The sequence below is a fragment of the Nostoc sp. DedQUE07 genome (genome assembly GCF_034530975.2).
Lineage (GTDB): Bacteria > Cyanobacteriota > Cyanobacteriia > Cyanobacteriales > Nostocaceae > Nostoc.
The window spans coordinates 23,805-47,848 of the sequence record NZ_JAVRCC020000015.1; the positions used below are offsets into that span (position 1 = coordinate 23,805).

Below are 24,044 nucleotides of genomic sequence, written 5' to 3' on the forward strand. Positions count from 1 at the left end.
ATTAGCTAAATCATAGAATTAGTTGAACTGAGAAAGAATTTTGAAGTTAACACTTCATTTACATTATGAGAGGAAGCTTAAGGCTACTACAGGTGAGCAAGAAGTCGCCATCCAGAAACGCCGTTGGCAAATTCATCAGAAGTAGCCTGCCCTAAATATCGTCAACTCATGATTTTTTTACTATAGTATTTATTTATACTATTGATTATTGGGAATGCAAAGCAAACTGGCATAGAAAAGTTTTTAATTCAGGATTATCAAAAACAGTTATTTAAATGTAACAACGGAAACAAAAATGTCAACATATTTATCTCAAGTTTGGCAGCTGCTGAGAAATTATGTTAGGGGTACAAGCTTACAAGAGATGCCAAAGGCCACATCCCTAGAAACTGAAGCAGTTTTACCTCTAGGAAAAAATATTAAAGAACCAGACAAAAGTGTTAGATTAGCTCAAGATAATTTGCAGGAATATTTATACTCTCCAAGACTGCAAAAAAGCTTAGAAAAATGGACAGTACCAAAGCACGGTTTGACTTCTCAGATGGACGATCGCACATTGGGCACTTTATCCACTGAGTTTTGCTTTAAAGTATGCGATCGCCAGATGCATGAAGAGATTTATGATTTATTGGGCAATGCTGCCCTGAAACCTGAGATAGTCAAGCAACTAATGGAATTGGTTGTGAGTGGTCAAAAAATTCGTCCAGAATTGCTTTTTGGGCGGCTAGAAGATTTTTATCGTCGCTGGTGTCAGGGAGAATTTATCGATGGCACACCAGATGATAACCTGCCTCAGAAAACAAAGTTAAAGCTAGCGGCACAAAATATTGCGATCGGGTTGAGACAGGTAGACATATATACAGGGCTGAACGTACTGATTTTATTACTAGAGTTACACCGTTACGCCCAAGGGCAAGATGAACTCAAACAAAAAATCAAATTCTACCCATCTGCCCAACCGGACACAGACAATTTTTTCACATCCCAACTGCTACGGATTATCAATTATAGCGATGCCCTGGAAATTGGCAACTTTAGCAGTATAGTTGGACAATTCCTCAAAGGCGGCAACTTTAGGGGTGCTTACCTCGGCGATGCCAACCTTACCGGGGCAGACTTTAGCGGTGCCGACCTTAGCCTTGCTTATCTCGGCGATGCCAACTTAACTGGCGTAAACTTTAGCGGTGCCAACCTTAGCGGTGCCAACCTCGGCGATGCCAACCTCAGCGGTGCCAACCTCAGCGGTGCCAATCTCAGCGGTGCCGACCTCAGTAGCACCAACCTCAGTGGTGCTAACCTTAGCTGTGCCAATCTTAACAGCGCTGACCTCAACCGCGCCGACCTTAGCAATACCAACCTTAGCCGCGCCGACCTTAGCCGCGCCGACCTCAACCGCGCCGACCTTAGCAGCACTAACCTCAGCCATGCTGACCTAAATAACGCCATCCTTTTCGGTGCAAATCTGAGTGAAGCCAACCTTAATAGCGTCAGCCTTAGCCATGCCGACCTTTGCCGCGCCGACCTCAGTGGTGCTGATTTGAGTCACGCCATCCTCAACGGTACTAACCTGAGTGACACAATTCTTTTCAGTACCAACCTCAGCAATGCTATCCTGGTTGCCGCAGACCTCAGCTATGCCAAACTTAATGGTGCCAAACTTAACAATGCCAGACTTAACGGTGCAATGTTCTTAGGTGCCGACCTCAGCGGTGTAGACCTGAGTCGGGTGATTCTCAATGAAGCTGACCTTAGCGGTGTGATTCTCAACGACGCCGACCTCAGTGGTGCTGACCTCACCGACGCGATCCTGTTTGGCACAGACTTCAGCTATGCCAACCTTAACAATGCTAACCTCAGTGGTAGTAACCTCAGTGGTGCTATCCTCAACGGCGCGGATCTCAGCCATAGCAACCTCAGTTACGCCATTCTGGGTGGTGCAGACCTTAGCGACGCTAATCTAGAAGAGATGATTTGGGGTAAAAAGCAGCAATGGGAAGGCGTGCGAGGATTAGAAACGGCAGTTAATGTACCGGAGGCGTTGAAGGAAGAACTGGGACTAAATTGAGATGAGCAAGATTTTATACTAAACTTTAAAGAGCCAATACATTTATCTATAGGTATGTATAAGTTTCTCGCCCCCACTAGAAAGCCCCTAGATGAATCCAGGGGCTGGTAATTTTGGTTGCGATCGCATAACAACAATAGGCGATCGCAATCTGCGGTAAATGCACTCTCAAATACTTAATTAATTACGGTGATTATTGCTGTAGTGAACCCTTGTACCAGCCCAAAGCAACTTCTCCCGTAGCGTCTGATAGTAGGAATTGTTCTCGCGCAAAATAATAAATTTAGCCCGACACTCTGCCATCCGCACATCAACACGGTGTCCAGGCCAAATTGAAGTTCCCAAAACCCCATCTGTCCACAGCTTAGTACTCAAATCGTAATCCCCCAAAGGCCAAATACTCACCACAGAACCAGGGGGTAAAACGAGAGGACGACTAGAAAGGCTCATTGCACAAATGGGAGTGATGGTAAGCGCCTCCATACCATCATGCATAATTGGCCCATTCGCAGAAACGGTGTAACCAGTGGAACCTGTGGGAGTGGAAATAATCAACCCGTCCCCAACATATTGATCGACTACCTCACCATCGATTTCCATTTCTAGAATTGAGGTGATCATTCGGTCAGCGGAAGCAGGTTTGACACAGAATTCATTCAAAGCCAGGTAACGTTCGCTCACTGGTTCTAAATTAGATCCATGACCCTCATACACAGCAGCTTGTAACATCATCCGTCGTTGGATAGCATAGCGATCCTCAAACAGCCGATCCCAAACTTTCTCCGTATCCTGAAACTCTTCCACTGACTCAGTTAAAAACCCCAGATGGCCTCCTACATTCACTCCCAGAATTGGGATGCCAGCTGGGGCTAAATGTCTGGCACCAGTTAAAACAGTACCATCGCCACCGAGTACCAAAGCGAGATCGATTGGTTGAGCTGCTGAAGCCAAAAAGACTGGATAGGGGTTGTCTTTCGGCCCGCTAGGCCCCATCAACACATGGCACTCGCGACTTTCTAGTTGTTTAGCACAGATTTCTGCCCATTGTTTACTCCGGGCATCCCGCGCTTTATAAGCAATGATTACCTGCTTGAGTTGCACGCACAATTACCACTTCAGGAGATTAAACTGCTCCATATCGACGGTATCGCGGTTGCGATAAATGGCCAGCACGATCGCTAAACCCACCGCCGCCTCGGCTGCGGCCACGGTAATCACAAATACTGTGAAAACCTGACCCTTAATTAATGTTGAGTCGAGGAAGTTGGAAAATGCCATTAAATTCAGATTAACAGCATTGAGCAGTAATTCAATTGACATCAGCACCCGCACAGCGTTGCGGCTAGTAATTAAACCGTAGATGCCAATGCAGAATAAAGCTGCTGCTAGTAATAAAAAGTACTGGAGTTGCATGAATCTGGGTATCCCTCCTGAAAAAATCTGGCTGTTTATCTGCGGCTCAGGTTGCAAATATTACTCTTTTGTTTCGCTAGTTGTTGATACTAGTTCTCTGGGGCGTTCTTGCAAAGTCAAAACAGTTTGCCCCAGTTTGGATGGTGTCAACAGGTCTGGCAAATACTCGCGGCGTGCCAAAATAATTGCTCCTACCATTGCTATCAGCAGCAAAATGGAAGCTAGTTCAAAAGGTAGTAAAAAGTCAGTGAAGAAATGTTCTCCAATTAAAACTATAGAACTTTCGCCACCTGCCACAGGAGCAGCTGAGTAAGCCCAAGGAGTAGCCAGCACCATCGTACTTAAAAGACCAAACAATCCTACACTGACTACACCCGTAAGTGCTTTCCGCACCCAAGAGTTAGGAAATGCTACAAAATTCTGCCGTTTGTTCACCAACATAATGGCAAACAAAATCAGTACGTTAACCGCCCCAACGTAAATTAGTATTTGTGCAGCCGCAACAAAATCAGCATTTAGCAACAGGTACATTCCCGCTATGCTGATAAACACACCCCCCAGCAAAAAGGCAGAATAGACGATGTTGGAGAACAGCACCACACCAATGGCTGCCCCAATCATCATCACGCCCAGTATGCCAAGTGATACTAACTGTACTCCTTCTGCTAGATTCACTGTTTTTTGTCCTTAGTCAATTGTCATTGGTCATTGGTCATTGGTCATTAGTCATTGGTCATTAGTTATTAGTCAAATAACAAAGGACAAATGACAATGGACAAATGACATTTATTTTTCTGTTTGTTCTACCAAGTCTTCTGGACGCGCACCTGCACGTGGCGCATCTGCGGGCAGTCCATGTGGTTCGAGGACGCCTTTGGGTAGGTAAACTAGTTCGCGCAGTGGTGTCACCATTGGGTTATCTGTTACTTTATACGGCAGACGACCTAGCGCTACGTTGTCATAGTTCAATTCATGGCGATCGTAAGTGGAAAGCTCATATTCTTCTGTCATCGATAGACAGTTAGTGGGGCAAAATTCCACACAATTACCGCAAAAGATACAAACTCCAAAGTCAATGCTGTAGTGGTTGAGTTTTTTCTTTTTGCTGGCTTTGTCGAATTCCCAATCTACTACAGGTAGGTTAATTGGACAAACGCGAACGCAAACTTCGCAAGCGATGCACTTATCAAATTCAAAATGAATCCTACCGCGAAACCGTTCGCCAGGAATTAGTTTTTCGTAAGGGTACTGTACAGTAATTGGACGCCGCCGCATGTGGTCGAAGGTAACAGAAAGACCCTGACCAATGTAACGCGCAGCTTGTACTGTTTCTTTGGCGTAATCGCCAACTTGTTTTAGGAACTTTAGCATTGTGCTTCACTCTCTCTTTTTAAGCTATCAGCGTTATTTGTCCCTTGTCCTTCGTCCTTGGTCTTTTGTCATTAGTCATTTGTGTATGCTAATGACTAATGACTAACCACCAAAAGCGAAGGGAAAGGCTAGTTTCAGGGCGGCGGTTAATAGAAGATTAACCAAACCAACTGGTAACAAAAACTTCCATCCTAAATCTAACAGTTGGTCGATCCGTACCCGTGGCACTGTCCAGCGCAACAGGATGGCGACAAACACTAGTAAATAAGCTTTGAACACAGTCATGGTGATACCCAAAGCCGCAGTTACTATCTGGAACACGGGATTTAATTCACTAACTCCCAGCCAACCAGCGATGAGGTTGAGGGGAATAGGAAAGTCCCAACCGCCCAGGTAGAGAATTGCTACTAGTAAGGAAGAAAGGATTAAGTTAACGTATGAACCCAGGTAGAACAGACCAAATTTCATGCCTGAGTATTCAGTCTGATAGCCTGCGACGATTTCTTCTTCCGCTTCGGGTAAGTCAAAGGGTAATCGTTCGCATTCAGCGAGGGCAGCTATCCAAAAGATCAGAAAACCAATTGGTTGTCGCCAAATGTTCCAGCCCAGAATGCCGTAGCCAGACTGCTGATTGACAATATCAACGGTGTCGAGGCTATTAGACATCATAGCGATCGCTAATACCGCCAGCGCCAAAGGAATTTCATAACTAATAGATTGCGCTGCTGCCCGCAACCCCCCTAAGAGGGAGTATTTGTTATTAGATGCATAGCCAGCCATCAGCAAGCCAATGGGTTGAATGCTTGATAGGGCAATCCACAAGAATACGCCCATGCCCACATTGCTAATTACGATATTCTGTCCAAAGGGCACAATCAGGAACGACAGAAACACCGGAATTACAACAATAATGGGCCCGAGGGTAAATAGCCAGGGGTCAGACTTGGCTGGTACTATATCTTCTTTAAATACCAGCTTCAGACCATCCGCTACAGGCACCAGCAACCCAAAAGGCCCCTGGTATTCTGGCCCAATTCGCTGCTGTGCGGAGGCAGAAATTTTCCGTTCTAGCCAAGTAGCAACTAATACCCCCACTGTTGCCCCAATCAGCATCAGTATCATTGGCAGCGGCATCCAAATCGCTTTGGCTGTTCCTGCTGGTATACCTAAATCCCGGAGGGATTCAATAAAAGTTCCTTGGAGGTCAATTCCTGAATTCATGTTTGGTGCTATTTAAGACATAGAGTCATGGTGAGTTACAACTATTAGTTAAATTAATACCTGTAAATTCACCCATTTTTAATTTTTGCTGTGATGATGACCGATTGAAGATTTGTTGCCAATTCCCATGCCTAGTATATCGTTGGATGGTTTGACCACCCTGAAGCGAGATGAGAATTCTACTTATGGTTGGCATTAAGATTGGCTATTCAGGGAGCGCAGGGACAAGGGGACAAGGGGAATAATCTGCTCAATGCCCCATGCCCCATGCCCCATGCCCCATGCCCCATGCCCCATGCCCAGTTACCGCTGCTCAATGGGAGTATAAGTAACTTCGTGCAGACCGTTGTAAACCTGGGTAGGACGGAAAATCCGGTTTTCTGCTAGTTGTTCTTTCCAATGGGCTAGCCAACCGGCAACGCGAGCGATCGCAAATATTGGTGTAAACAAGTCGGTAGGAATCCCCATCTTCCTATATACCAAACCAGAATAAAAGTCAATATTTGGATAAATCCCCTTGCTACCGAGTTTTTCCTCTACCACTCGTTCCATTTCTTGAGCAATGTCATAGAACTTGTCATGCCCAAACTTTTCAAACAATTGCTCTGCTAGTCCTTGTAAAATTATGGCTCGTGGGTCTTTCACTTTATACACACGATGTCCAAAGCCCATAATCTTAGATTTAGTTTCCAGACAATGCTCTATGTAGGGACGGACATTTTCCACAGAGCCAATTTTTTCCAACATCTGAATTACTTCTTCATTGGCTCCACCATGCAGAGGCCCGCCCAAAGTTCCCACAGCACTAGCAACTACAGCGTAAGGATCGGTTAAGGTGGAAGCTGTCACCCTGGCACTGAAAGTAGAAGCATTCATTGTATGCTCAACTTGAAGTATCAAGCAGATATCAAAAACTCGCGCCATCAGAGGATCGGGTTCTTTCTCATCAAGCATGTATAGAAAGTTGGCGGAGTAGTCTAAGTCATCACGGGGACGCACGGGATCGTTGCCTTTTCGCATCAGTTGGAACGCCGCCACCATTGTAGGAATGGTTGCTATCAGGCGCACTACTGAATCTCGAATGTAGACAGGATTATGTAAATCCCGAAGCGAATAAAACAAGCCTAAAGCCGCAGCGGAGGCTTGCAAGGCATCCATTGGGTGGCCGCTTTCTGGAAAGCATTTCATCATGTCCCGAATGCGGTACTTTATCCGCCGGTGGTAACGAACTTCATGCTCAAATGTTTCCAGTTCTTCTTTGCTTGGCAGTTTACCCCAGATTAAGAGATAAGCAGTTTCTAGGAATGTACTTTTTTCTGCTAATTCCTCAATCCTAATGCCACGATATTCTAGTATTCCCTTTTGCCCATCAACATAGCTGATACTTGATTGAGCGGCGGGAATGCCTTCTAGACCAGGCTTGTATTCGCACACCATCATGGCAACACCATTTGCTTTTTGAAATATCTGCTGGAGGTAACATTACCAGAAATTTATTGTCGCCATAACAGTAGCCGTTCTAACAACAATCGAAAATGTTGAAAAACTGTTACAGCAGGTACTTGGGTGGTGTCAACCAAAACATCTGACTCCGACCCAGAGGAGAACCTGTTTCTGGTAGTTTTATCCCAATCATACCTGCTTTTTTCAAGACAAAACTTTCTTTGACTTCTCCCCACAGGAGAATTTCTGCCCAATTGGTTAAATCAGGTTCGTGTCCAACCAGCGCCAGTTGTGTATTTTGGGAATAATTTCTTGGCTCTAACCACTCTTTTAGCCAACTAGAAATTTGACCGTCGTGGGCGAGGTGGCTAGATTCCTCTAACTGGGAGCTTAGTTTTTCTGCTATCAGGATTTCAGCCGTTTGGCGCGCCCGCACTAAGGGACTGGTGAGAATTAAATCAAAGTTTAAACCTAATTTAACAAGTTTATGGGCAACTTTCTCAGTTTTTTGCCTTCCTTCTTTGGTTAGGTTGCGCTCCTCATCTTTGATGCCTAATCCCTTGTCTTCGGCGATGCCATGACGAATTAAGTATAGTTCCATACTTTGTATTGTGAGCGATTCAGTTAGGCTGCTCTTAGGCTAATGTTAGAACGCTATCCACCACTTAGCAATCTGTCATACTCTGGATGCGATCCAATCCAAAACCATACAAAATTTTCATCTTCTTTTACAGCAAGCGCCCGATAATATATACCAATACGCACTGACCAAAACTGACCGACTTTTTTGAAATGCAATGATGGATACTTAGGATCTTCCCGAAGCAACTCATAACATCGGTCAGCAAGCTGTTGGATATCAATTGGTAACTGGCGATAGTAATACCAAAAATCAGGGGTTGCTCGATGTTTCACAGATCGGTGCAACGCCCTTCTCGGAGATGTTTGAGTGCTTTTTTTGCCAATGCATCTAACCGACCAGCAGCGACATCTTCTTCAATCTGTTTATCCCAGGATGCTGCATCGAATTCTGCAAACCAGGTACGAAATGCGGCGAGATCCTCTGGTGAAAGTAGACTAACAGCGAATTCGACGTTTATAACCTCTTCGTCGTTTACGTTTAATTCTTTCTTTAGTTTCTCATTTATTATTAATTCTTGCGCTAAAAGAAGGCTTGTCTGATTGATTAAATTTCTCCTTAATTCTTCTCGTTTATCCAAGGATGTTGCATCGAATTCCGCAAACCAGGCACGAAAAGCAGCTAGCTCCTCTGATGAAAGTTGACTAATAGCGAGTTCGACTGTCCATTTTCCTGATAATTCACGAACCAAATTGTCAAAATTATGTACAACTGGCAAATTTAGGTTTTCAATATATCCGTGAGCAAGCCGATTCCAAACTTCAAAACAAGCTTGAGCAAGCTCGAATTGAGAGATTGATAACTCTCCCAAAGAGTACAGATGTCTTAGTAATCCTATAACTGGGAAACGTTCAATAGGAATTGAAACATCGACTGCTCGCTTTCTTAAAGCCCCCTCAAATATACTCCACATCAAAAGAAAAGCAGGCTCAATTTCATCATTTTCAATAAGCTTATGTGCTTGGATAAGCCGATGGGTTAGCTCTTGCCATGAAGGAAATTGTTCGGATGTTCCAGGTAATGACTTAGCTTCTATGTCTTCAAGTGTTAGCAATAAAAAACGCCAGCCTGGATGTTTACTCACTTCCTCTGCTAAAGCCTGTAAACGATCGACTGACATTCGGCTGAGGCTGGTTTTTACTTCAATTACCAAACCTGAGTCGTCTTTAATAGCAATCATATCTGGCTGGTAGTTACCCAACTCGAATGGTAATTCATCTGTTTTAGGTTCAATGGAAACACGAAATCCTTGGCTTTCGTACTTCTCTGCCAGAGATTTTACTTTTTCATCATATAGAGTTTTAGTATTGTTAATCATAAGTATTTTTCCAGTGGTTGAGATTCACTCACTTTTACATAAACACACTCTTTACCTGTGATTACAGCACGCTGTAATAATGAAGGTAGATTTCTAATATCAATCGGGTCAGATATAAATCTACGATGACTATCTACATCTGATACTAAATTATCATCTTCAAAAACTAAGTTTACAAGTGCATCCTGAATTGGCTTGATAATGTTATCAGTGTCAGCCGGGAACTCATCACAAAGGTAAACTAGCGTTAGTTGTAGATCACCTTGTTTAATGACGCTGCGATCTTTCCAAAGTTTTTGAGCTTCAACGCGTACAAAATTTTTCCATGCCTGAAGGTTTTCTTTTTTCTTTGTCTGTAACGAAACAGGTCGTCTGGGAATGAGAAATTCAAAAGGTATTATTCGCATCCCAAGTGCATATCTTTATAATTAATTAACAAAGTTACAGCAATTTTCACAGATGATTACTCATCATATTGAACATATCTACATTTATACAAAAATTCTACATGGTTATTTGTCAGCGTTAGGATAAAAGTCTAAGTCTAAAATCTCATCGACAGAAAAGGGACAAGCGATCGCAAAATTATCTTCTGATAAACCAGTTTCCACCATTGCCTCTCGCCGCGCTCTTTGATAAATAGTATTAATCCACTCGGCATCATTTAAAAAACGCTGCAAGCTAGGACTTTCTTGCAGTAATTCATCTATATTTAGTCGCTCATAAGTAATGGTCACTTGCCAACTGCGACTGCGGCGTTCAGGTTGATACTTCCACTTCAGCAAATGTGATAACACCAACCGCAACGCACTTTGCAACGCCCGTTGTTGACTTTTACCCAAGTCCACCACTTCCTCAATTAAGTGTTCTAAATCCAGCGTGTCCCACTGGTGCGATCGCAAAAGCTCTGCTGTCCGCTCTACCCACGCACAAAAATCTTGTTCATACAGAGTTTGTAACATTTGCAGTTCTATAGACTTCATGGCGCTCCTTGTTCGTAAATAAAATAGGTAGGCGCGAGTTAATTTTATTTGTGCCTACCTACTTAACATTAAGCACGAACTACATCCTCAATCAGTTCAGCGTCTGTGAAAAGACCAAAATTCCCGACTTTTTAGAAAAGTCGGGAAATATGTTTATCACGAATGATTTACAGATACTATCTAACCAAACCCTTTCACTGCTGCATGAGTTAGGAGTTTTCCCCATCTCCTTTTCTCCCTACTCCGACTGGATCGGGTTGTCTCTAGGATTAACTAACCTCAACAGTTTTTGCTTAATTTGAGCATCGAATACTTCCCATTTCATTTTCGCATAAGCGGAATTTTCGTTGCTGCCAGATAAGAAGCCCATTGGAATTTCAAAGCCGCCTGCGCTTGTCCTTCCACCGCCGAAAAAGCGCCCTGTGCTATCTTGCCCAAAAGCTTCTTTGATGAATTCATCAGGGTCAAGGGTAAGTTTGCTAGTTCTCAGGGAGCCGATGACTATTTCCAGTTCTTCGTCTTCATCGTGAACAATGCCGTAAACTACGGCGGTGTGGACGTTTTCTTCGGTAACGAGAAAATCAGCCGCTTGGGGGATGGCGTCACGGTCTTCGTAGCGTAAGTAGCCAACACCAGCAATGGAAAAGTTATTTTGGACGATGCGGTTTTTCAGCGATCGCTCGATCACATCCATTACCCGCTTGGAACGGTTCGCCTGTAAAATGGCATTTAGCAGTTGAGCGTCATAAAATCGGCTTAAATACGCCGCTGCCATAAAATCTTCTTCTTGCGCTTGCATTAACCGATCTGTATCCGATCGCAAGCCATGCATCAAAGCAGTAGCGCATTTGACGTGTTGATTTATGCTGCTATCTAATGCTAATAATCCTGTTTGGAGGTATTGAGTAAAAATTGTTGCCGTCGCTCTTACGTAAGGACGGATATCTTCAAACTCTGATTGCAGATCGCCTTGGATGCTGTGATGGTCGACTAGTACCACTAAAGGAATTCCAGCCTGCTGCACTGCTGACAGTAGCTGTGAAGTGGTTCCCTGGTTGTCAATTAATACAAAACCTTGATAAGATGACAAATCTTTAGTTTTCAAGGTTTGCGTTGTCCAGCGTTGGATAGGTAAATTAGTCAGTCTTACCAAGGCAATATTTTCTTGATGGCTCAATGCACCAGCATAAATGATTTCACATTTGATATCATATTGCTGGGCAATTAACTGATAAGCCCAAGCGCAGGAAAGGGCATCAGGGTCAGGAAAATCTTGCAGAATTACTAGTTGGCGATCGTGTCGGTGTGCCAAAAGGGTTCTTTGCAATTCTTCTGACTTTTGTTGTGCCAGAGAGTTACCACGGTTACTGAGATATATAGCTCCATCACCTACCGATGGCGGTAATGACGGACTCTTAAATGCAACTTCCACTGGCGCTTTCTCGATTTCAGGTTCCTCTGGGTTTGGCTCTGTGGTCAATGACAAACTCTCAAACTGAGTAACGGGAGAATTAAAGTACATAGGGAACTTTTTTTAAAGTGTGAGGCTCCTTTAATTCAGAAATACTTACGAGCAGCAATTCACTGAATTTAGCCACATTAATTACGATCTTCGCAAAAATATCAAGACATTGCACTATACATCTAAGTATATTTCTTGTCAGTAACACCGCTCAACATCAACTAACTTCCACTAAAGGGCATACAGCAAGGAAGTTTAGGATATCAGGCTGTATCTGGCAGCATAAATATGTTTTAGGAGTTTTGTTCTCTTTCGTAAATTCAATCAGGGAGATTTTTATCTAACTTAGGGTATACTTTCTATCTTATCCTTTAGAATTAGTCCTTGATATTTGAAATATTCTTATGCTTAATATTCTCATTATTGTGACTATTGAGCAATTAACAATTATTTTTGATGAATAACGTCTGTTTTGTATCCCCTTTGAAAATTCTGCTTCTGCAAATTTAGAGTAAAGTCCAATGGAAAAGGGCAAAAGACAGGGGGAGTAAAGAGCAAAAGGGAAACTCTATATACATACAACAAAATACATACAACAAATTTCAAAGCTTGATAGTTGATGCAATCATCTTTGTTGCAAGCCTATAGCTACCAATTTTTTAAAACTCCAATAACTTTAGTTATTGGTTATCTACTAAAGAAAGAGGGTATTTCTCCTTTTTTCTTTGCTCCTCTGTTTTTTGCTCAAAGACCTATAACATACTTTTGCCACTCTGTATGCAGTCCACTCTTAAGATGTTTACTGACCTCGAAATAGAGACTGCTATAAGGTTGGCGCGGGGGATGACGCAAAGGCATGTGAGCTTCGTGGGGAGTCCGACTCCCTTTTTTGACATTGCAACGGACACAAGCGGTAACAATATTCTCCCAAGTATCGCCTCCGCCGCGCGATCGCGGTATTACATGGTCTAGTGTCAATTCATCCCCTGTGTAACCACAGTATTGACAAGCATGACCATCACGGTGCAATATATTTCGGCGAGTTAAAGGGATTTCTTTATAAGGAACGCGTACATAATGACGCAACCGGATCACGGTCGGCAACGGGAAATCCGTGTACAGAAATTTACCGTTGTGTTCCACGCGTTCTGCTTTGCCCTTGATTAAAAGAACTACAGCACGACGCCAACTCGTTATATTGAGAGGTTCGTAAGAGGCGTTTAAGACTAAAACCTTCCCCATTATTTGCGCTCAGGGTATGAGTTTTACAATATATTAACACAAATACACCCTGCTAGGGAGATGAGAAGAAATTATACTTTCGGAAGAATTTGAAAATTAAGTTATGAGTAAAGGGTCAAGAGTTAGGAGTGAAGAGTGAGGAGTTAGGAGTTGAAAAGTCAAATTTATTACTTCATCAAAATTATTACTTAGACTGACGCAATCGCGCAGCGTCTCGTAGACAAGAACAAAGTGAAAAGTTGAGCCGTAAGATTTACTTCTAACTCATAACTCATAACTTATAACTCATAACTCATAACTTTTACTTTAGCGCCGTAACATCTTGTATCAGTTCCAATCTGAAGGTTAAACTTCCTATTTAATCTGATCTCGCTTTTAGGAGCGTGTATAGATAGATAACTTGAAAGTTTAGCCGTGGCGGGATAGGAGTCAGTACAAATGTTAAGTCGTAAACAAATCCCTGGTGTAGTTCCTAATCAGCAGTGCGATACCTACGCGTGGTTTTCGCAACGAGCTTGGGTAGAAATTGATTTAGAGGCGTTGTCATACAATGTAAAGCAACTGGTGCAGTTTTTATCGCCCCGTACCCAGTTAATGGCAGTAGTAAAAGCTGATGCCTATGGACATGGAGCAGTAACAGTTGCCCAAATTGCTATCCAATCGGGAGCTAGTTGCCTGGGAGTGGCTACAGTTCCAGAAGCTATTCAATTGCGAGAAGGCGGGATTCAAGCTCCCATTTTGATTTTAGGGGCAACTCATACACTAGAGCAGATTCATGCGATCGCCCAATGGAAACTTCAGCCTACGCTTTGTAGCCCTAAACAAGCTTTAGTATTTTCTGATACCTTAGAATCGATGAATCATGGTTCTCCAGTGCCCGTACATATTAAATTAGACACGGGAATGTCTAGATTGGGGACTGATTGGCGGCAAGCTGGCGAATTTGTGCAATTAGTGCAGCGCTTACCACATCTTGATATTGCCAGCATTTATTCTCATTTAGCGACAGCAGACGATCCCGATACCACGGTAATGCAAGAACAGCATAAACGATTTGAGGATGCGATCGCTCAAATCAAAGCAATGGGAATTGAACCGCCTTGCTTGCACTTGGCAAACTCAGCCGCCGCACTTACAAATCCAGCATTGCACTACGACATGGTGCGTGTAGGTTTAGCTGTTTACGGACTCTATCCAGCACCGCATTTACAAAATGCGATCGATCTCAAGCCTGTTTTGCAACTTAAGGCAAGAGTTACCCAAGTTAAAACAATTGCCGCAGGAACAGCTGTTAGCTATGGTCATAAATTTATTGCCCCGCGCGAACTTCGCCTTGCTGTTGTGGGAATTGGCTATGCTGACGGTGTTCCTCGCAGTCTTTCCAACAAAATGCAGGTGTTAATTCGCGGTCAGCGCGTGTCACAAATTGGGACAATTACAATGGATCAGTTAATGCTGGATGTAAGTGCCATACCCAATATCCAAGAAGGAGAAGTAGTCACCTTATTAGGAGAACAGGGAAAAGAACAAATTTCAGCGGATGACTGGGCAAAACAATTAAACACTATTTCTTGGGAAATTCTCTGTGGATTCAAGCATCGTCTGCCTCGTGTTGCAGTTATGTAATTGGGCATGGGGCATGGGGCATGGGGCATGGGGCATTGTTATTCTTTTTCAGCTTGCCAGTCCCCATTCCCTATTCCCAAAAATAATTTCTTATGGTATGATAATAAACTGATGCGGATGTGGCGGAATTGGCAGACGCGCTAGATTTAGGTTCTAGTTCCGAAAGGAGTGAAGGTTCAAGTCCTTTCATCCGCACTTTTGATAAATTAAATTGCCTTATCTAGGCTGGTACTTATACTTGAGTTAAAAGTTCAAGAATAGTCACCAGCCTATTTAAATATCGCTTAAATAAAAATATGTTTCGCCAGCATAGCTTCAAATACAATAGGATATTTGAAAATTTGTTTGTGGTAAAATGCGCCTGTGAACAAGACAGGGAAAGACTTTTAACTTAATAAGTCTGTTCTCCAAATGATAGTAAATGTGTCAAAGTGCATAAGTCCTAATAGATTTAATAACCTACAATTTTCGTAGGTAAGATGTGTTAGGGACATAACGTACCATTCTGAGAACTTTCAGTACCTATTCTCGGCGGTAAAACACTCTGCAAAAAATAAGTTTTGCATTCTGTTTCATCTAAATTATTAAATACAAATAATAAAAAATACATTTATTGCTTTCAATAAATAAGTGTTATTACTGTGGTCAATTTGAAGTTACTCGATGCAAAGTAGCTTCATTCAGTCCTTACTTGTTTAAAAAATAAATTTTAACTAAGTGTAAATACAGAAGCTCAAAGAGATCGCCATTAATAAAATCAGTATTATTCCTGTGGTCAGATTGGGGTTACTCAATGGAAAGTGGCTTCATCTAGTCTTGACATTTTTATGTCTTATTTCTCGAAAGATGTTGATAAATCTCAGTAACACTAAGTAGATTAATCACAATTTACGAATTTACTAAGATTTGCTCATCTGAAAATAACGCTACTCTCGTTGAGTTTCACCACAAACCTAGATGTAAACTGATGTACTTTAAAATGCAAAAGTTTAATGCTTTTTACTTGATTTTGATTGTGGAATAACTTTACACGAATTTAGCTTACACGTATCGAATTTTAGCTGAAGTAAAAGCAAAATGAGCACAACTCCTATAGGTAGCTACAGGTTGTTCCAGAAACTACATCCGCTATCTCTGTTGGCACAATTAACAAGTCGGCGTGCTACGGGTTGCTTAAGCGTATTTACCGGGATAGTTTCTTGGTCAATCTATCTAGAGGACGGTAAACTTACTTATGCCTCCTATTCAGATAAACTATTTGAGCGCCTTGACAGTCACTTACGGCGCTTGAGTCAGCAAATTCCTGCTCTCAACAGCGCCACTCGCGTACAGATGCGGCTGATGTTTGAGACGAAGAATGAACATCAATCAATACCAAATGCGGATTACCAAGCTATTTGTTGGTTAGTAAATCAGGACTATATTACCTCTGTGCAAGCAGGAAGCCTGATAGACGAATTAGCAAAAGAAGTAATGGAATCATTTCTGTGTTTAAAAGAAGGTAGCTATGAATTCAGTCCAGAAAGCTCTTTGGATGAACTACCAAAGTTCTGTCACCTGGATTTAAGATTGCTTGTTGAACACTGTCAAAAACAGTTACGAAATCGGCAAAATATTCAGTCATCAATTCCGGCTGGTGGGAGTTCGCAAGTTTTTTCTACAACACAATCGTCTCAAGTTCAGCCACATCTGCAAATCAAGATTGGGCAAAATTTACCAATACCAATCAATTTTGATATTCCTGAGAATCAGACAATTACTCAGCCACCTGTTGGCAAAAAACTATATACAATTGCCTGCATTGATGATAGCCAAACTGTTTTGAATTCTATTAAGCACTTTTTAGATGAAAACACATTTTCAGTTGTAACGATCAACGATCCGGTAAAAGCTTTAATGCAAATTCTACGGAGTAAGCCCGATCTGATTTTGCTAGATGTTGAAATGCCAAGTTTAGATGGCTATGAACTATGTTCATTATTACGTAAACATTCAGCCTTTAAAAATACACCGATCGTTATGGTGACTGGTAGAACAGGATTTATCGACAGGGCAAAGGCTAAAATGGTCAGATCGTCAGGATATTTGACTAAGCCTTTTACACAATCAGAATTGCTAAAAATGGTTTTTAAGCATCTTGGTTGATTGAAATAAGGCAAATAAAAATAACAAAATATGTTTAATTTATTTTTTTAGGAGATTTGATAGTGAGCCTGACTTTGCTTGGCACAATTTTGATTGTAGAAGATTCTCCCAGCGAATTGGAATTAATGAGCCATTATCTTAAAGAGAGTGGTTACAACGTAATTAAAGCAAGTGGTGCAAAAGAGGGTTTAGAAAAAGCTGTGTTAGAAAAACCAGATGCAATCGTTACTGATGTAGTAATGCCAGAAATGAGTGGATTTGAATTGTGTCGTTCTCTGAGAAGAAATCCAATTACTGCAAAAGTACCGATTGTGGTTTGTAGTTCTAAAAATCAAGAAATTGATCGTTTGTGGGCGATGAGACAAGGTGCAGATGCCTATATAACTAAACCTTACACCCGCGAACATCTCCTACGTACTATTAAATCAGTGGTAATTTTAATCAATGACTAGTACAAACATTATTCTTTCTTCAAAACCAACGCCAAATAATTTAGCAGATAGTTATCTGAAGTTTCAGCTAAATCAACAAACTACTGCTGTTTTATCAATGAAGCATACGCAAGAAGCAATTCTTGTGCCTGTTGAATCTATTACGTCAATACCGAATATGCCATCCTGCATATTAGGATTAATGAATTGGCGGAGTCGGATAATTTGGGTAGTTGATTTACCAAGAATGCTCAATTTAGAATCCCTAGATTATCGACTGCGACAATACAATGCGATCGTTATCCAAGTGGAATCATTGGTGTTGGGATTAGTTGTACAAGAAATAAAAGGTACAACCAAGTTCATAGTTGATGATATTCATTCTCCTATCGGACAAGTGACATCCAGTTTAGTTCCTTATTTATGTGGGTGCGTTGTGCAACAGGAAGAAATATTACTGGTATTAGATGCACAGGCGATTGTACAATCTTCTATTCTCCGCAGTGATTAGGTTTTACTACTAAAAACAGCTTTTTAGTGTTCTTATTCACATACTTAGGAGAACTACTTTTATGTTTAATAAAACTAACACGAATCAAGGTAATAACGCTCAAAATCGAGCATCGCTGATTTCATCTCAAAAAGCCATTGGAACTGTAGTAAAGCTACCAACTAAGCTGACTACTGAAAGTGCTAATAATTCTTCTTGGAATCAGGGGATTGCCTATTTTACCAGGCTGGGATTGGTTAAGAAAGCGACTATTTTAGCGATCGCAATTGGTACAATACCAGTTTTGGGCATCGGTGCGATCGCTTTTGGTTTGGCCAACAAATCCATTACTAAGCAAATTACCCAATCTCAACAAGCTGAAGCCACTGGATTGAGTGATAAAGTTAACCGCTTTATGCTGGGACGCTACGGTGATATTCAAGTAATATCAAACTTACTATTTTTGACAAATTCTCAAGCTAGTATTAGTACTCAAGAAAAGCAAGCAGTTTTAGATCGGGTTGTCGAAGCCTACAAAGCTTATGACAGTATTGCTGTTTTCGATCGCCAAGGTAACTTGATTGTCCAGTCTACAGGCGAACCCCTGGAAAATCAAAAAGACCGCACCTTTTTTCAAGACGCTTTACAAAAAGATACTCCTGTCATCAGCAAACCGGAAGCAGCAAATACTGGTGTCGTGAATATTTATCTAGCCGCACCTGTGAAAGAGACAAGAACGGGTCAAACTATTGGCGTGGTACAAGCACGTATGCCCGTAAAATCTTTAGAGGAAGTTACCAAAAACTACGCAGCCAACGGACAACAATACTATTTGCTTGATGCTGCGGGAACAGTTTTCTTGAGTCCCCAAAAGGAATTATTGGGGAAAGAGGCCAAGGCAGAGTATTCTAATTTACCTAAACTGTTAGCAGCTAGAAAGGTAAATAGTTTTATAGAAGTTCCGAAAACTCAGAAAAAACAAGAACTAGTCAGTTATGTACCAGCTAGTACCTTAGATGGCTTACCCGATCTAAATTGGCAGGTACTTTTAGCTACAGATACTGCAACTGTATTTGAGCCGCAAAGACAATTGTTGTGGACTATAGCCATCGGTACAGCAGTGACAGCACTGATTGTGGGTGCGATCGCATCTCGGTTAGCCAAACTGACTACACTACCAATTCTCAATGCAACTGCGGCATTAGCAAAGTTAGGTCAAGGTAAATTTAATACCCGTCTGGAAATTGAAAGAGAAGACGAATTAGGGGTATTGAGTGCAAATATCAACCTGATGGCCGAACAATTACAGGTCTTAGTTAAAGAACAGCAGCAGGAACTAGACGTTGAAGGGACAAAATTACTAGCAGATATTACCCTACGGATTCGGAAAGTTCTTAAAACTGAAGATATTTATCACGCAGCAGTCAAAGAAGTTCAGCAAATCCTCAAAACAGACCGGGTAATCATTTATAGTCTGAATCCAGGAACTTCGACTGGCGTTGTCGTTGCGGAATCGGGAACTGATAATTGGCCCAAAATGCTGGGAGTGCAAATTGACGACCCTTATTTTCGGGAACATTATCTAGAAACTTATCATGATGAACAAGTGCAAGCAGTTGCCGATATTCATCAAGACCAAAGCCTGAAAAATGCCGACAGTTACATCCAACTGTTGGAAAAATTTGCTGTCAAAAGTCATTTAATTGTACCGATTCTTGCCCAAGAAAAACTTTTAGGATTATTAATTGCTCATCATTGCGAAACTCCTCGTGTTTGGCAACAGCCGGAAATTGATTTGTTTCAACAGATAGCAACTCAAGTCGGCTATGCCTTAGAACAAGCTAAGTTATTAGAAGAGATAGAAAAAGTCAGAAATGTAACTATAAGTGGGTCAGACGAAACACTGCAACAACAACTTTTACAACTACTCAACGACGTAGAAGGTGCAGCCAGAGGCGATTTAACAGTGCGTGCAGACGTAACTGCTGGGGAAATCGGTACTGTTGCCGACTTCTTCAACTCCATTGTGGAAAGCCTCCGAGATATTGTTACCCAAGTTAAACAAGCTGCCATCCATGTAAATAGTGCCATTGGCTCTAACGAAGGAGCCATCCGCCACCTAGCAGAAGAAGCGCTAACCCAAGCTGCCGAAATCAACCGCACCCTTGATGCTGTTGACCAAATGACCCAATCCATGAAAGCCGTAGCTGAAAGTGCCGAAAAAGCTGCCTTCATTGCTAACCATGCTGCTCACACCGCCACCAATAGTGGACACGCGATGGATTTGACAGTACAAAATATCCTCTCTTTGCGGGAAACTGTGGGTGAAACTGCTAAGAAAGTGAAACGTTTGGGAGAGTCTTCGCAACAAATTTCTCGCGTGGTTTCCTTGATTAACCAAATTGCGATTCAAACCAACTTGCTTGCCATTAACGCCGGTATTGAAGCAGCACGTGCGGGTGAAGAAGGTCAAGGTTTTGCTGTAGTGGCTGAAGAAGTAGGCGAACTAGCAGTTAGGAGTGCCGCCGCAACCCAAGAAATTGAACAAATTGTTGAAAATATTCAACGAGAAACCAGTGAAGTAGTGCAAGCAATGGAAATAGGCACTACCCAAGTGGTAGAAGGTACTCGAATTGTGGAGGAGGCTAAACAAAGTTTGAGTGAAATTTTGGATGTATCTTCTCAAATTGACTCCTTAGTGCAGTCGATTTCTACCGCGACTGCATCTCAGGTTGAAACATCCCAAAGTGTTAGCCAATTGATGAAAGATATCGCTGCTATATCACAACGTAGCAGCGATTCTTCTCGCCAAGTTTCTGAATCTCTGCAACAAACTGTGGATATTTCCCAACAGTTGCAAGAGACTGTCGAGGCTTTCAAAGTTAGTTAATGTTTGTCATTTGTCATTTGTCCTTTGTCCTTTGCGATTTGCTAGTGATGAATACTTCGACTACGCTCAGTACAAGTGATGAATGACTTTTGTTATTTGTCTGTTGTCATTTGTCCTTTGTCCTTTTACTAATGACTAATGACTAATGACTAATGACCAATGACCAATGACCAATGACCAATGACTAAGGACAAAAACCATGCTACAAGACAAAGAATTAGAAATCCAGATGCAGTTTCTGGAAGAAGCAACGGATTACTTAAATACCTTAGAAGGGGTATTGCTGGAAATCGATACTAGTAACCGTATCGATTTGGATAAAATCAATGCTGCACTCCGGGCCACTCATTCTATTAAAGGTGGTGCGGGAATGATGGGATTTAAATCGCTAAGTGATTTATCTCACCGTCTGGAAGATTCCTTTAAAGTTTTAAAAACTAAAAAAAATTCTTTAGAAATCGATACTCAGTTGCAAAGTTTATTGCTATCTGGAGTTGACTGGCTGCGTCAAATTGTAGAATTGCTTGCAGAAGGGAATGTTGTCGAAGATCAGTGGTTAGCAACTTTTTGTTATCCCATCTTCGATGAGTTGCACGATCGCTTGGGCGACCCCACCCCAGAAGATGCCTCAACTATGCTATCCCCAGAGGACGGGCAAGACGTTATTCCTTTGCTATTTGCCACAGAAGTAGAAGAGTGTTTGCAACGTCTAGAATCTATATTGGCAGATAGCGAACAAGCCGGATTGCATGAAAATATTGCGATCCTGGCAGCTGAATTAGGCGGTTTGGGAGAAATGCTCCAGTTGCAAGCTTTTAGCAAGCTTTGTGAGTCGGTAACGCAGCATTTGGAAACTGTTAATAGAGAACGCATTCCCGAAATTGCCCAGTTAGCATTGCAAGCATGGCGGCGATCGCAAGCTTTGGTGTTGACAAATCAGCTAGATAATTTACCTACAGCCATTGACTTAGTTAGTTCGCAATCTCTGCCGCTATTACCAGCAGAAGTGATACCACAGCTTCTCCCCACAGATGTCATCGACACAGAAGTAGCGTCAACAGCTGTTTGGCAAGCAGAGATAACTCCAGAAACTTGGGTGAAAGATGAAGCGATCGCAGCCAATTTTACATTTGTAGATGCAGAATTTGCTGAGGATGTAAATGCTGTCAATGTACCTGAACACAATACAATATTTGCTAAAGAAGAGAATCCCCCAGATGGTAAATTTAGCGAAGGTAAAGGAGAGCCAGTTGCCGTTGCTAAAGAACGAGAAACTCATGAAAATAGCGTCCGAGTTCCTAGCAAACAGCTAGAGCAAATTAATGATTTATTTGGCGAACTGATTGTTCAGCGAAATGGCTTAAACTCGCAACTAGAAAGATTACGCAAACTCGTTCGGAACCTCAACCAGCGAGTTCAAGTTCTCGACCGCGAAAACCAGGAATTACGCATAGTCTCCGATAAGATTTCCACTCAAGCTACGATGTTTAATGGGGCACAGATACAAGCTGAAAATAGCCACCAATTAGAAGGTACAAACACAGAATTTGATGCTTTAGAAATGGATCGCTATAACGAATTAAACCTGCGATCGCAGGAAGTTATGGAAACCATTGTTCAGGTACAGGAAGTCACAACAGATGTGCAACTCAGTGTAGATGATACAGACCATATTGCTCGTAAACTAAACAAAACATCGAAACAGTTACAAACAAAGCTAAATCACATCCGAATGCGACCGCTGTCTGATTTAATCGAACGTTTTCCCAGAGCTTTACGCGATTTAAATGTCGAGTATGGCAAAAATGTTCAGTTAAAAATCGAAGGTGGCAACACTTTAATTGAACGCAGCATTTTAGAAGCTTTAAACGAACCTTTAATGCACCTATTAAGGAACGCTTTCGATCATGGTATCGAAGACTCTGCCACGCGTCGCCTTTTAGGAAAACCAGAACAAGGATTAATTGAAATTACAGCTACTCACCGCAGTAATCGCACCATCATCACCATCCGTGATGATGGTTGGGGCATTTCTCTGGAGAAAATTCGCACCCGCGCCCTAACTATGGGATTAGATGCTTCTTTACTCGCTAATGCTAGTGATGAAGAACTATTATCACTAATTTTTGAACCAGGTTTTACCACCTCCGAGCAAGTTACAGCATTATCTGGCCGCGGTGTCGGTATGGATGTGGTTCGCAACAACCTCAAACTAATTCGAGGAGATGTGAAAGTTGATACAGAACCAGGAGTTGGTACTACCTTCACTTTATCAGTACCGTTTACACTTTCCGTTGCGCGAGTTTTGCTGGTAGAAATCAACAAAATTCTATTAGCATTTCCTACAGATGTGATTTCAGAAATATCTTTACTCCAAGATGAGCGAGTTTTTGAAATGGCTGGTAGCGAAGTTTTAAATTGGCAAGGAACCATGCTGCCACTGATTCGCTTAACTCGTTATTTAGAGTTTAATTGCCTACGCTACGATAGCGCAGAGTTAGAAATTCCGGCAGCCATTAGTACTAACAGTGTGTTAGTAGTCAAAGGTAATAATCAGCCAGTCGCAATCCAAATAGATCGTTGCTGGGGCGAACAAGAAGTTGCAATTCGCCAAGTTGAAGGAAATATACCCTTACCTGAAGGCTTCAGCAATTGTACAATTCTCGGTGATGGTCGAGTAGTACCATTAGTTAATGTTAATGAGTTGCTGTATTGGATTGCTACAAATAAAAAGACACCGAGAGGAACTCAATTACCATCAGCAAGGTTAAAAACACCGTTCCTGATATTTGATGAAGAGAAAATATCAGCAGCATCTATTAAGCAGAAAGGCACAATTTTAATCGTAGATGATTCGATTAATGTACGTCGCTTTTTAGCTCTGACTCTTGAAAAAGGAGGGTATCAAGTAGAACAAGCTAAAGATGGTCAAGATGCCTTAGAAAAACTCCATAGTGGATTAAAAGTGGAGGCAGTAATTTGTGATATTGAAATGCCTCGCCTTGATGGTTATGGCTTTTTAGGTAAGGTAAATTCAGACGTGGATACAAAAAATATTCCAGTGGCAATGCTGACTTCTCGTAGCAGTAATAAACATCGGCAACTAGCTATGCAATTGGGGGCGCGGGCTTACTTTTCTAAACCTTATAATGAGCAAGAGTTATTGCAAACGCTGGAGGAAATAATTCATTCGGTTGCAGAACAGGCAGCTTCTAATTAAAAATTGTTAATTCATAATTAGGTTTTAGATATTTTCTTAGGTGCGTTATGCCAAAGGCTAATGCACTTTGTTATCTTTTCCAAG

20 protein-coding genes and 1 tRNA gene are annotated in these 24,044 nt (G+C 41.9%); 8 read left to right on the forward strand and 13 right to left on the reverse strand.

Features of this window, described 5'->3' with window-relative positions; all coding sequences use genetic code 11:
- Window positions 1–295 precede the first annotated feature (295 nt).
- Window positions 296–2,065, forward strand: coding sequence for a pentapeptide repeat-containing protein (locus RMZ95_RS14025; protein WP_322684781.1), 1,770 nt, complete (start codon window positions 296–298; stop codon window positions 2,063–2,065).
- A 180-nt stretch (window positions 2,066–2,245) separates the two neighbouring features.
- On the opposite strand, the gene RMZ95_RS14030 is transcribed toward RMZ95_RS14025, so the two are convergent.
- The 13 genes from RMZ95_RS14030 to RMZ95_RS14090 form a co-directional block, all read right to left on the reverse strand.
- Complete coding sequence (locus RMZ95_RS14030; protein WP_322672192.1) at window positions 2,246–3,166, reverse strand: NAD(+) kinase; 921 nt, start codon at window positions 3,164–3,166, stop codon at window positions 2,246–2,248.
- A 6-nt stretch (window positions 3,167–3,172) separates the two neighbouring features.
- A complete protein-coding gene (gene nuoK, locus RMZ95_RS14035) occupies window positions 3,173–3,478 on the reverse strand; it encodes an NADH-quinone oxidoreductase subunit NuoK (protein WP_006199065.1) in 306 nt (101 codons plus the stop codon).
- 60 nt (window positions 3,479–3,538) lie between these two features.
- Window positions 3,539–4,153 (reverse strand): NADH-quinone oxidoreductase subunit J, encoded by a 615-nt coding sequence (locus RMZ95_RS14040; protein ID WP_322672193.1) that lies wholly within the window; start codon window positions 4,151–4,153, stop codon window positions 3,539–3,541.
- Window positions 4,154–4,264: 111 nt separating this feature from the next.
- Window positions 4,265–4,849 carry an NAD(P)H-quinone oxidoreductase subunit I gene (gene ndhI, locus RMZ95_RS14045; RefSeq protein ID WP_322684780.1) on the reverse strand — a complete coding sequence of 195 codons (585 nt, stop codon included), beginning with the start codon at window positions 4,847–4,849 and terminating at the stop codon, window positions 4,265–4,267.
- Window positions 4,850–4,951: 102 nt separating this feature from the next.
- A complete protein-coding gene (nuoH, locus tag RMZ95_RS14050; protein WP_194045704.1) occupies window positions 4,952–6,070 on the reverse strand; it encodes an NADH-quinone oxidoreductase subunit NuoH in 1,119 nt (372 codons plus the stop codon).
- A gap of 303 nt (window positions 6,071–6,373) precedes the next feature.
- Window positions 6,374–7,510: a citrate synthase gene (locus RMZ95_RS14055; protein WP_322672194.1), complete on the reverse strand. Its 1,137-nt coding sequence runs from the start codon at window positions 7,508–7,510 to the stop codon at window positions 6,374–6,376.
- Between the two features lie 109 nt (window positions 7,511–7,619).
- Window positions 7,620–8,114, reverse strand: a complete 495-nt coding sequence (sixA, locus tag RMZ95_RS14060) for a phosphohistidine phosphatase SixA (protein WP_322684779.1) — start codon at window positions 8,112–8,114, stop codon at window positions 7,620–7,622.
- 53 nt (window positions 8,115–8,167) lie between these two features.
- Window positions 8,168–8,428 (reverse strand): hypothetical protein, encoded by a 261-nt coding sequence (locus RMZ95_RS14065; RefSeq protein ID WP_322672196.1) that lies wholly within the window; start codon window positions 8,426–8,428, stop codon window positions 8,168–8,170.
- Complete coding sequence (locus RMZ95_RS14070; RefSeq protein WP_322684778.1) at window positions 8,425–9,471, reverse strand: hypothetical protein; 1,047 nt, start codon at window positions 9,469–9,471, stop codon at window positions 8,425–8,427. Before RMZ95_RS14070 ends, RMZ95_RS14065 begins: the two co-directional genes overlap by 4 nt.
- Window positions 9,468–9,878 (reverse strand): RusA family crossover junction endodeoxyribonuclease, encoded by a 411-nt coding sequence (locus RMZ95_RS14075; RefSeq protein ID WP_322672198.1) that lies wholly within the window; start codon window positions 9,876–9,878, stop codon window positions 9,468–9,470. Before RMZ95_RS14075 ends, RMZ95_RS14070 begins: the two co-directional genes overlap by 4 nt.
- A gap of 105 nt (window positions 9,879–9,983) precedes the next feature.
- The gene (locus tag RMZ95_RS14080) at window positions 9,984–10,454 is read right to left on the reverse strand and encodes a DUF29 domain-containing protein (RefSeq protein ID WP_322684777.1); all 471 of its coding nucleotides are present in this window, start codon (window positions 10,452–10,454) and stop codon (window positions 9,984–9,986) included.
- Window positions 10,455–10,692: 238 nt separating this feature from the next.
- Entirely contained in the window at window positions 10,693–11,976 is a 1,284-nt protein-coding gene (locus RMZ95_RS14085; RefSeq protein WP_322672200.1) for a bifunctional oligoribonuclease/PAP phosphatase NrnA, read from the reverse strand.
- A 684-nt stretch (window positions 11,977–12,660) separates the two neighbouring features.
- Window positions 12,661–13,158, reverse strand: coding sequence for an HNH endonuclease (locus tag RMZ95_RS14090; protein WP_094349059.1), 498 nt, complete (start codon window positions 13,156–13,158; stop codon window positions 12,661–12,663).
- A 438-nt stretch (window positions 13,159–13,596) separates the two neighbouring features.
- Between RMZ95_RS14090 and alr the strand changes: the two genes are divergently transcribed.
- The 7 genes from alr to RMZ95_RS14125 all read left to right on the forward strand — a co-directional run bounded on the left by alr (window position 13,597) and on the right by RMZ95_RS14125 (window position 23,960).
- Window positions 13,597–14,784 (forward strand): alanine racemase, encoded by a 1,188-nt coding sequence (alr, locus tag RMZ95_RS14095; protein ID WP_322684776.1) that lies wholly within the window; start codon window positions 13,597–13,599, stop codon window positions 14,782–14,784.
- A gap of 113 nt (window positions 14,785–14,897) precedes the next feature.
- Window positions 14,898–14,979, forward strand: a tRNA-Leu gene (locus RMZ95_RS14100).
- A gap of 882 nt (window positions 14,980–15,861) precedes the next feature.
- Window positions 15,862–16,929, forward strand: a complete 1,068-nt coding sequence (locus RMZ95_RS14105) for a response regulator (RefSeq protein WP_322684775.1) — start codon at window positions 15,862–15,864, stop codon at window positions 16,927–16,929.
- 62 nt (window positions 16,930–16,991) lie between these two features.
- Window positions 16,992–17,381 (forward strand): response regulator, encoded by a 390-nt coding sequence (locus RMZ95_RS14110; protein ID WP_322672203.1) that lies wholly within the window; start codon window positions 16,992–16,994, stop codon window positions 17,379–17,381.
- Window positions 17,374–17,871: a chemotaxis protein CheW gene (locus RMZ95_RS14115; RefSeq protein ID WP_322672204.1), complete on the forward strand. Its 498-nt coding sequence runs from the start codon at window positions 17,374–17,376 to the stop codon at window positions 17,869–17,871. Before RMZ95_RS14110 ends, RMZ95_RS14115 begins: the two co-directional genes overlap by 8 nt.
- A gap of 61 nt (window positions 17,872–17,932) precedes the next feature.
- Window positions 17,933–20,740: a methyl-accepting chemotaxis protein gene (locus RMZ95_RS14120; RefSeq protein WP_322684774.1), complete on the forward strand. Its 2,808-nt coding sequence runs from the start codon at window positions 17,933–17,935 to the stop codon at window positions 20,738–20,740.
- Window positions 20,741–20,939: 199 nt separating this feature from the next.
- Window positions 20,940–23,960 (forward strand): hybrid sensor histidine kinase/response regulator, encoded by a 3,021-nt coding sequence (locus RMZ95_RS14125; protein WP_322684773.1) that lies wholly within the window; start codon window positions 20,940–20,942, stop codon window positions 23,958–23,960.
- Window positions 23,961–24,044: the final 84 nt, after the last annotated feature.

Excerpts from the sequence above, each read along its gene's own strand:
- RMZ95_RS14090 (WP_094349059.1), bottom strand. The coding sequence starts at position 13,158 with ATGGGGAAGGTTTTAGTCTTAAACGCCTCTTACGAACCTCTCAATATA.
- nuoH (WP_194045704.1), bottom strand. The coding sequence starts at position 6,070 with ATGAATTCAGGAATTGACCTCCAAGGAACTTTTATTGAATCCCTCCGG.
- RMZ95_RS14085 (WP_322672200.1), bottom strand. The coding sequence starts at position 11,976 with ATGTACTTTAATTCTCCCGTTACTCAGTTTGAGAGTTTGTCATTGACC.
- nuoK (WP_006199065.1), bottom strand. The coding sequence starts at position 3,478 with ATGCAACTCCAGTACTTTTTATTACTAGCAGCAGCTTTATTCTGCATT.
- RMZ95_RS14115 (WP_322672204.1), top strand. The coding sequence starts at position 17,374 with ATGACTAGTACAAACATTATTCTTTCTTCAAAACCAACGCCAAATAAT.
- RMZ95_RS14055 (WP_322672194.1), bottom strand. The coding sequence starts at position 7,510 with ATGATGGTGTGCGAATACAAGCCTGGTCTAGAAGGCATTCCCGCCGCT.
- RMZ95_RS14080 (WP_322684777.1), bottom strand. The coding sequence starts at position 10,454 with ATGAAGTCTATAGAACTGCAAATGTTACAAACTCTGTATGAACAAGAT.
- RMZ95_RS14105 (WP_322684775.1), top strand. The coding sequence starts at position 15,862 with ATGAGCACAACTCCTATAGGTAGCTACAGGTTGTTCCAGAAACTACAT.
- alr (WP_322684776.1), top strand. The coding sequence starts at position 13,597 with ATGTTAAGTCGTAAACAAATCCCTGGTGTAGTTCCTAATCAGCAGTGC.
- RMZ95_RS14070 (WP_322684778.1), bottom strand. The coding sequence starts at position 9,471 with ATGATTAACAATACTAAAACTCTATATGATGAAAAAGTAAAATCTCTG.
- RMZ95_RS14125 (WP_322684773.1), top strand. The coding sequence starts at position 20,940 with ATGCTACAAGACAAAGAATTAGAAATCCAGATGCAGTTTCTGGAAGAA.
- sixA (WP_322684779.1), bottom strand. The coding sequence starts at position 8,114 with ATGGAACTATACTTAATTCGTCATGGCATCGCCGAAGACAAGGGATTA.
- ndhI (WP_322684780.1), bottom strand. The coding sequence starts at position 4,849 with ATGCTAAAGTTCCTAAAACAAGTTGGCGATTACGCCAAAGAAACAGTA.
- RMZ95_RS14075 (WP_322672198.1), bottom strand. The coding sequence starts at position 9,878 with ATGCGAATAATACCTTTTGAATTTCTCATTCCCAGACGACCTGTTTCG.
- RMZ95_RS14025 (WP_322684781.1), top strand. The coding sequence starts at position 296 with ATGTCAACATATTTATCTCAAGTTTGGCAGCTGCTGAGAAATTATGTT.
- RMZ95_RS14120 (WP_322684774.1), top strand. The coding sequence starts at position 17,933 with ATGTTTAATAAAACTAACACGAATCAAGGTAATAACGCTCAAAATCGA.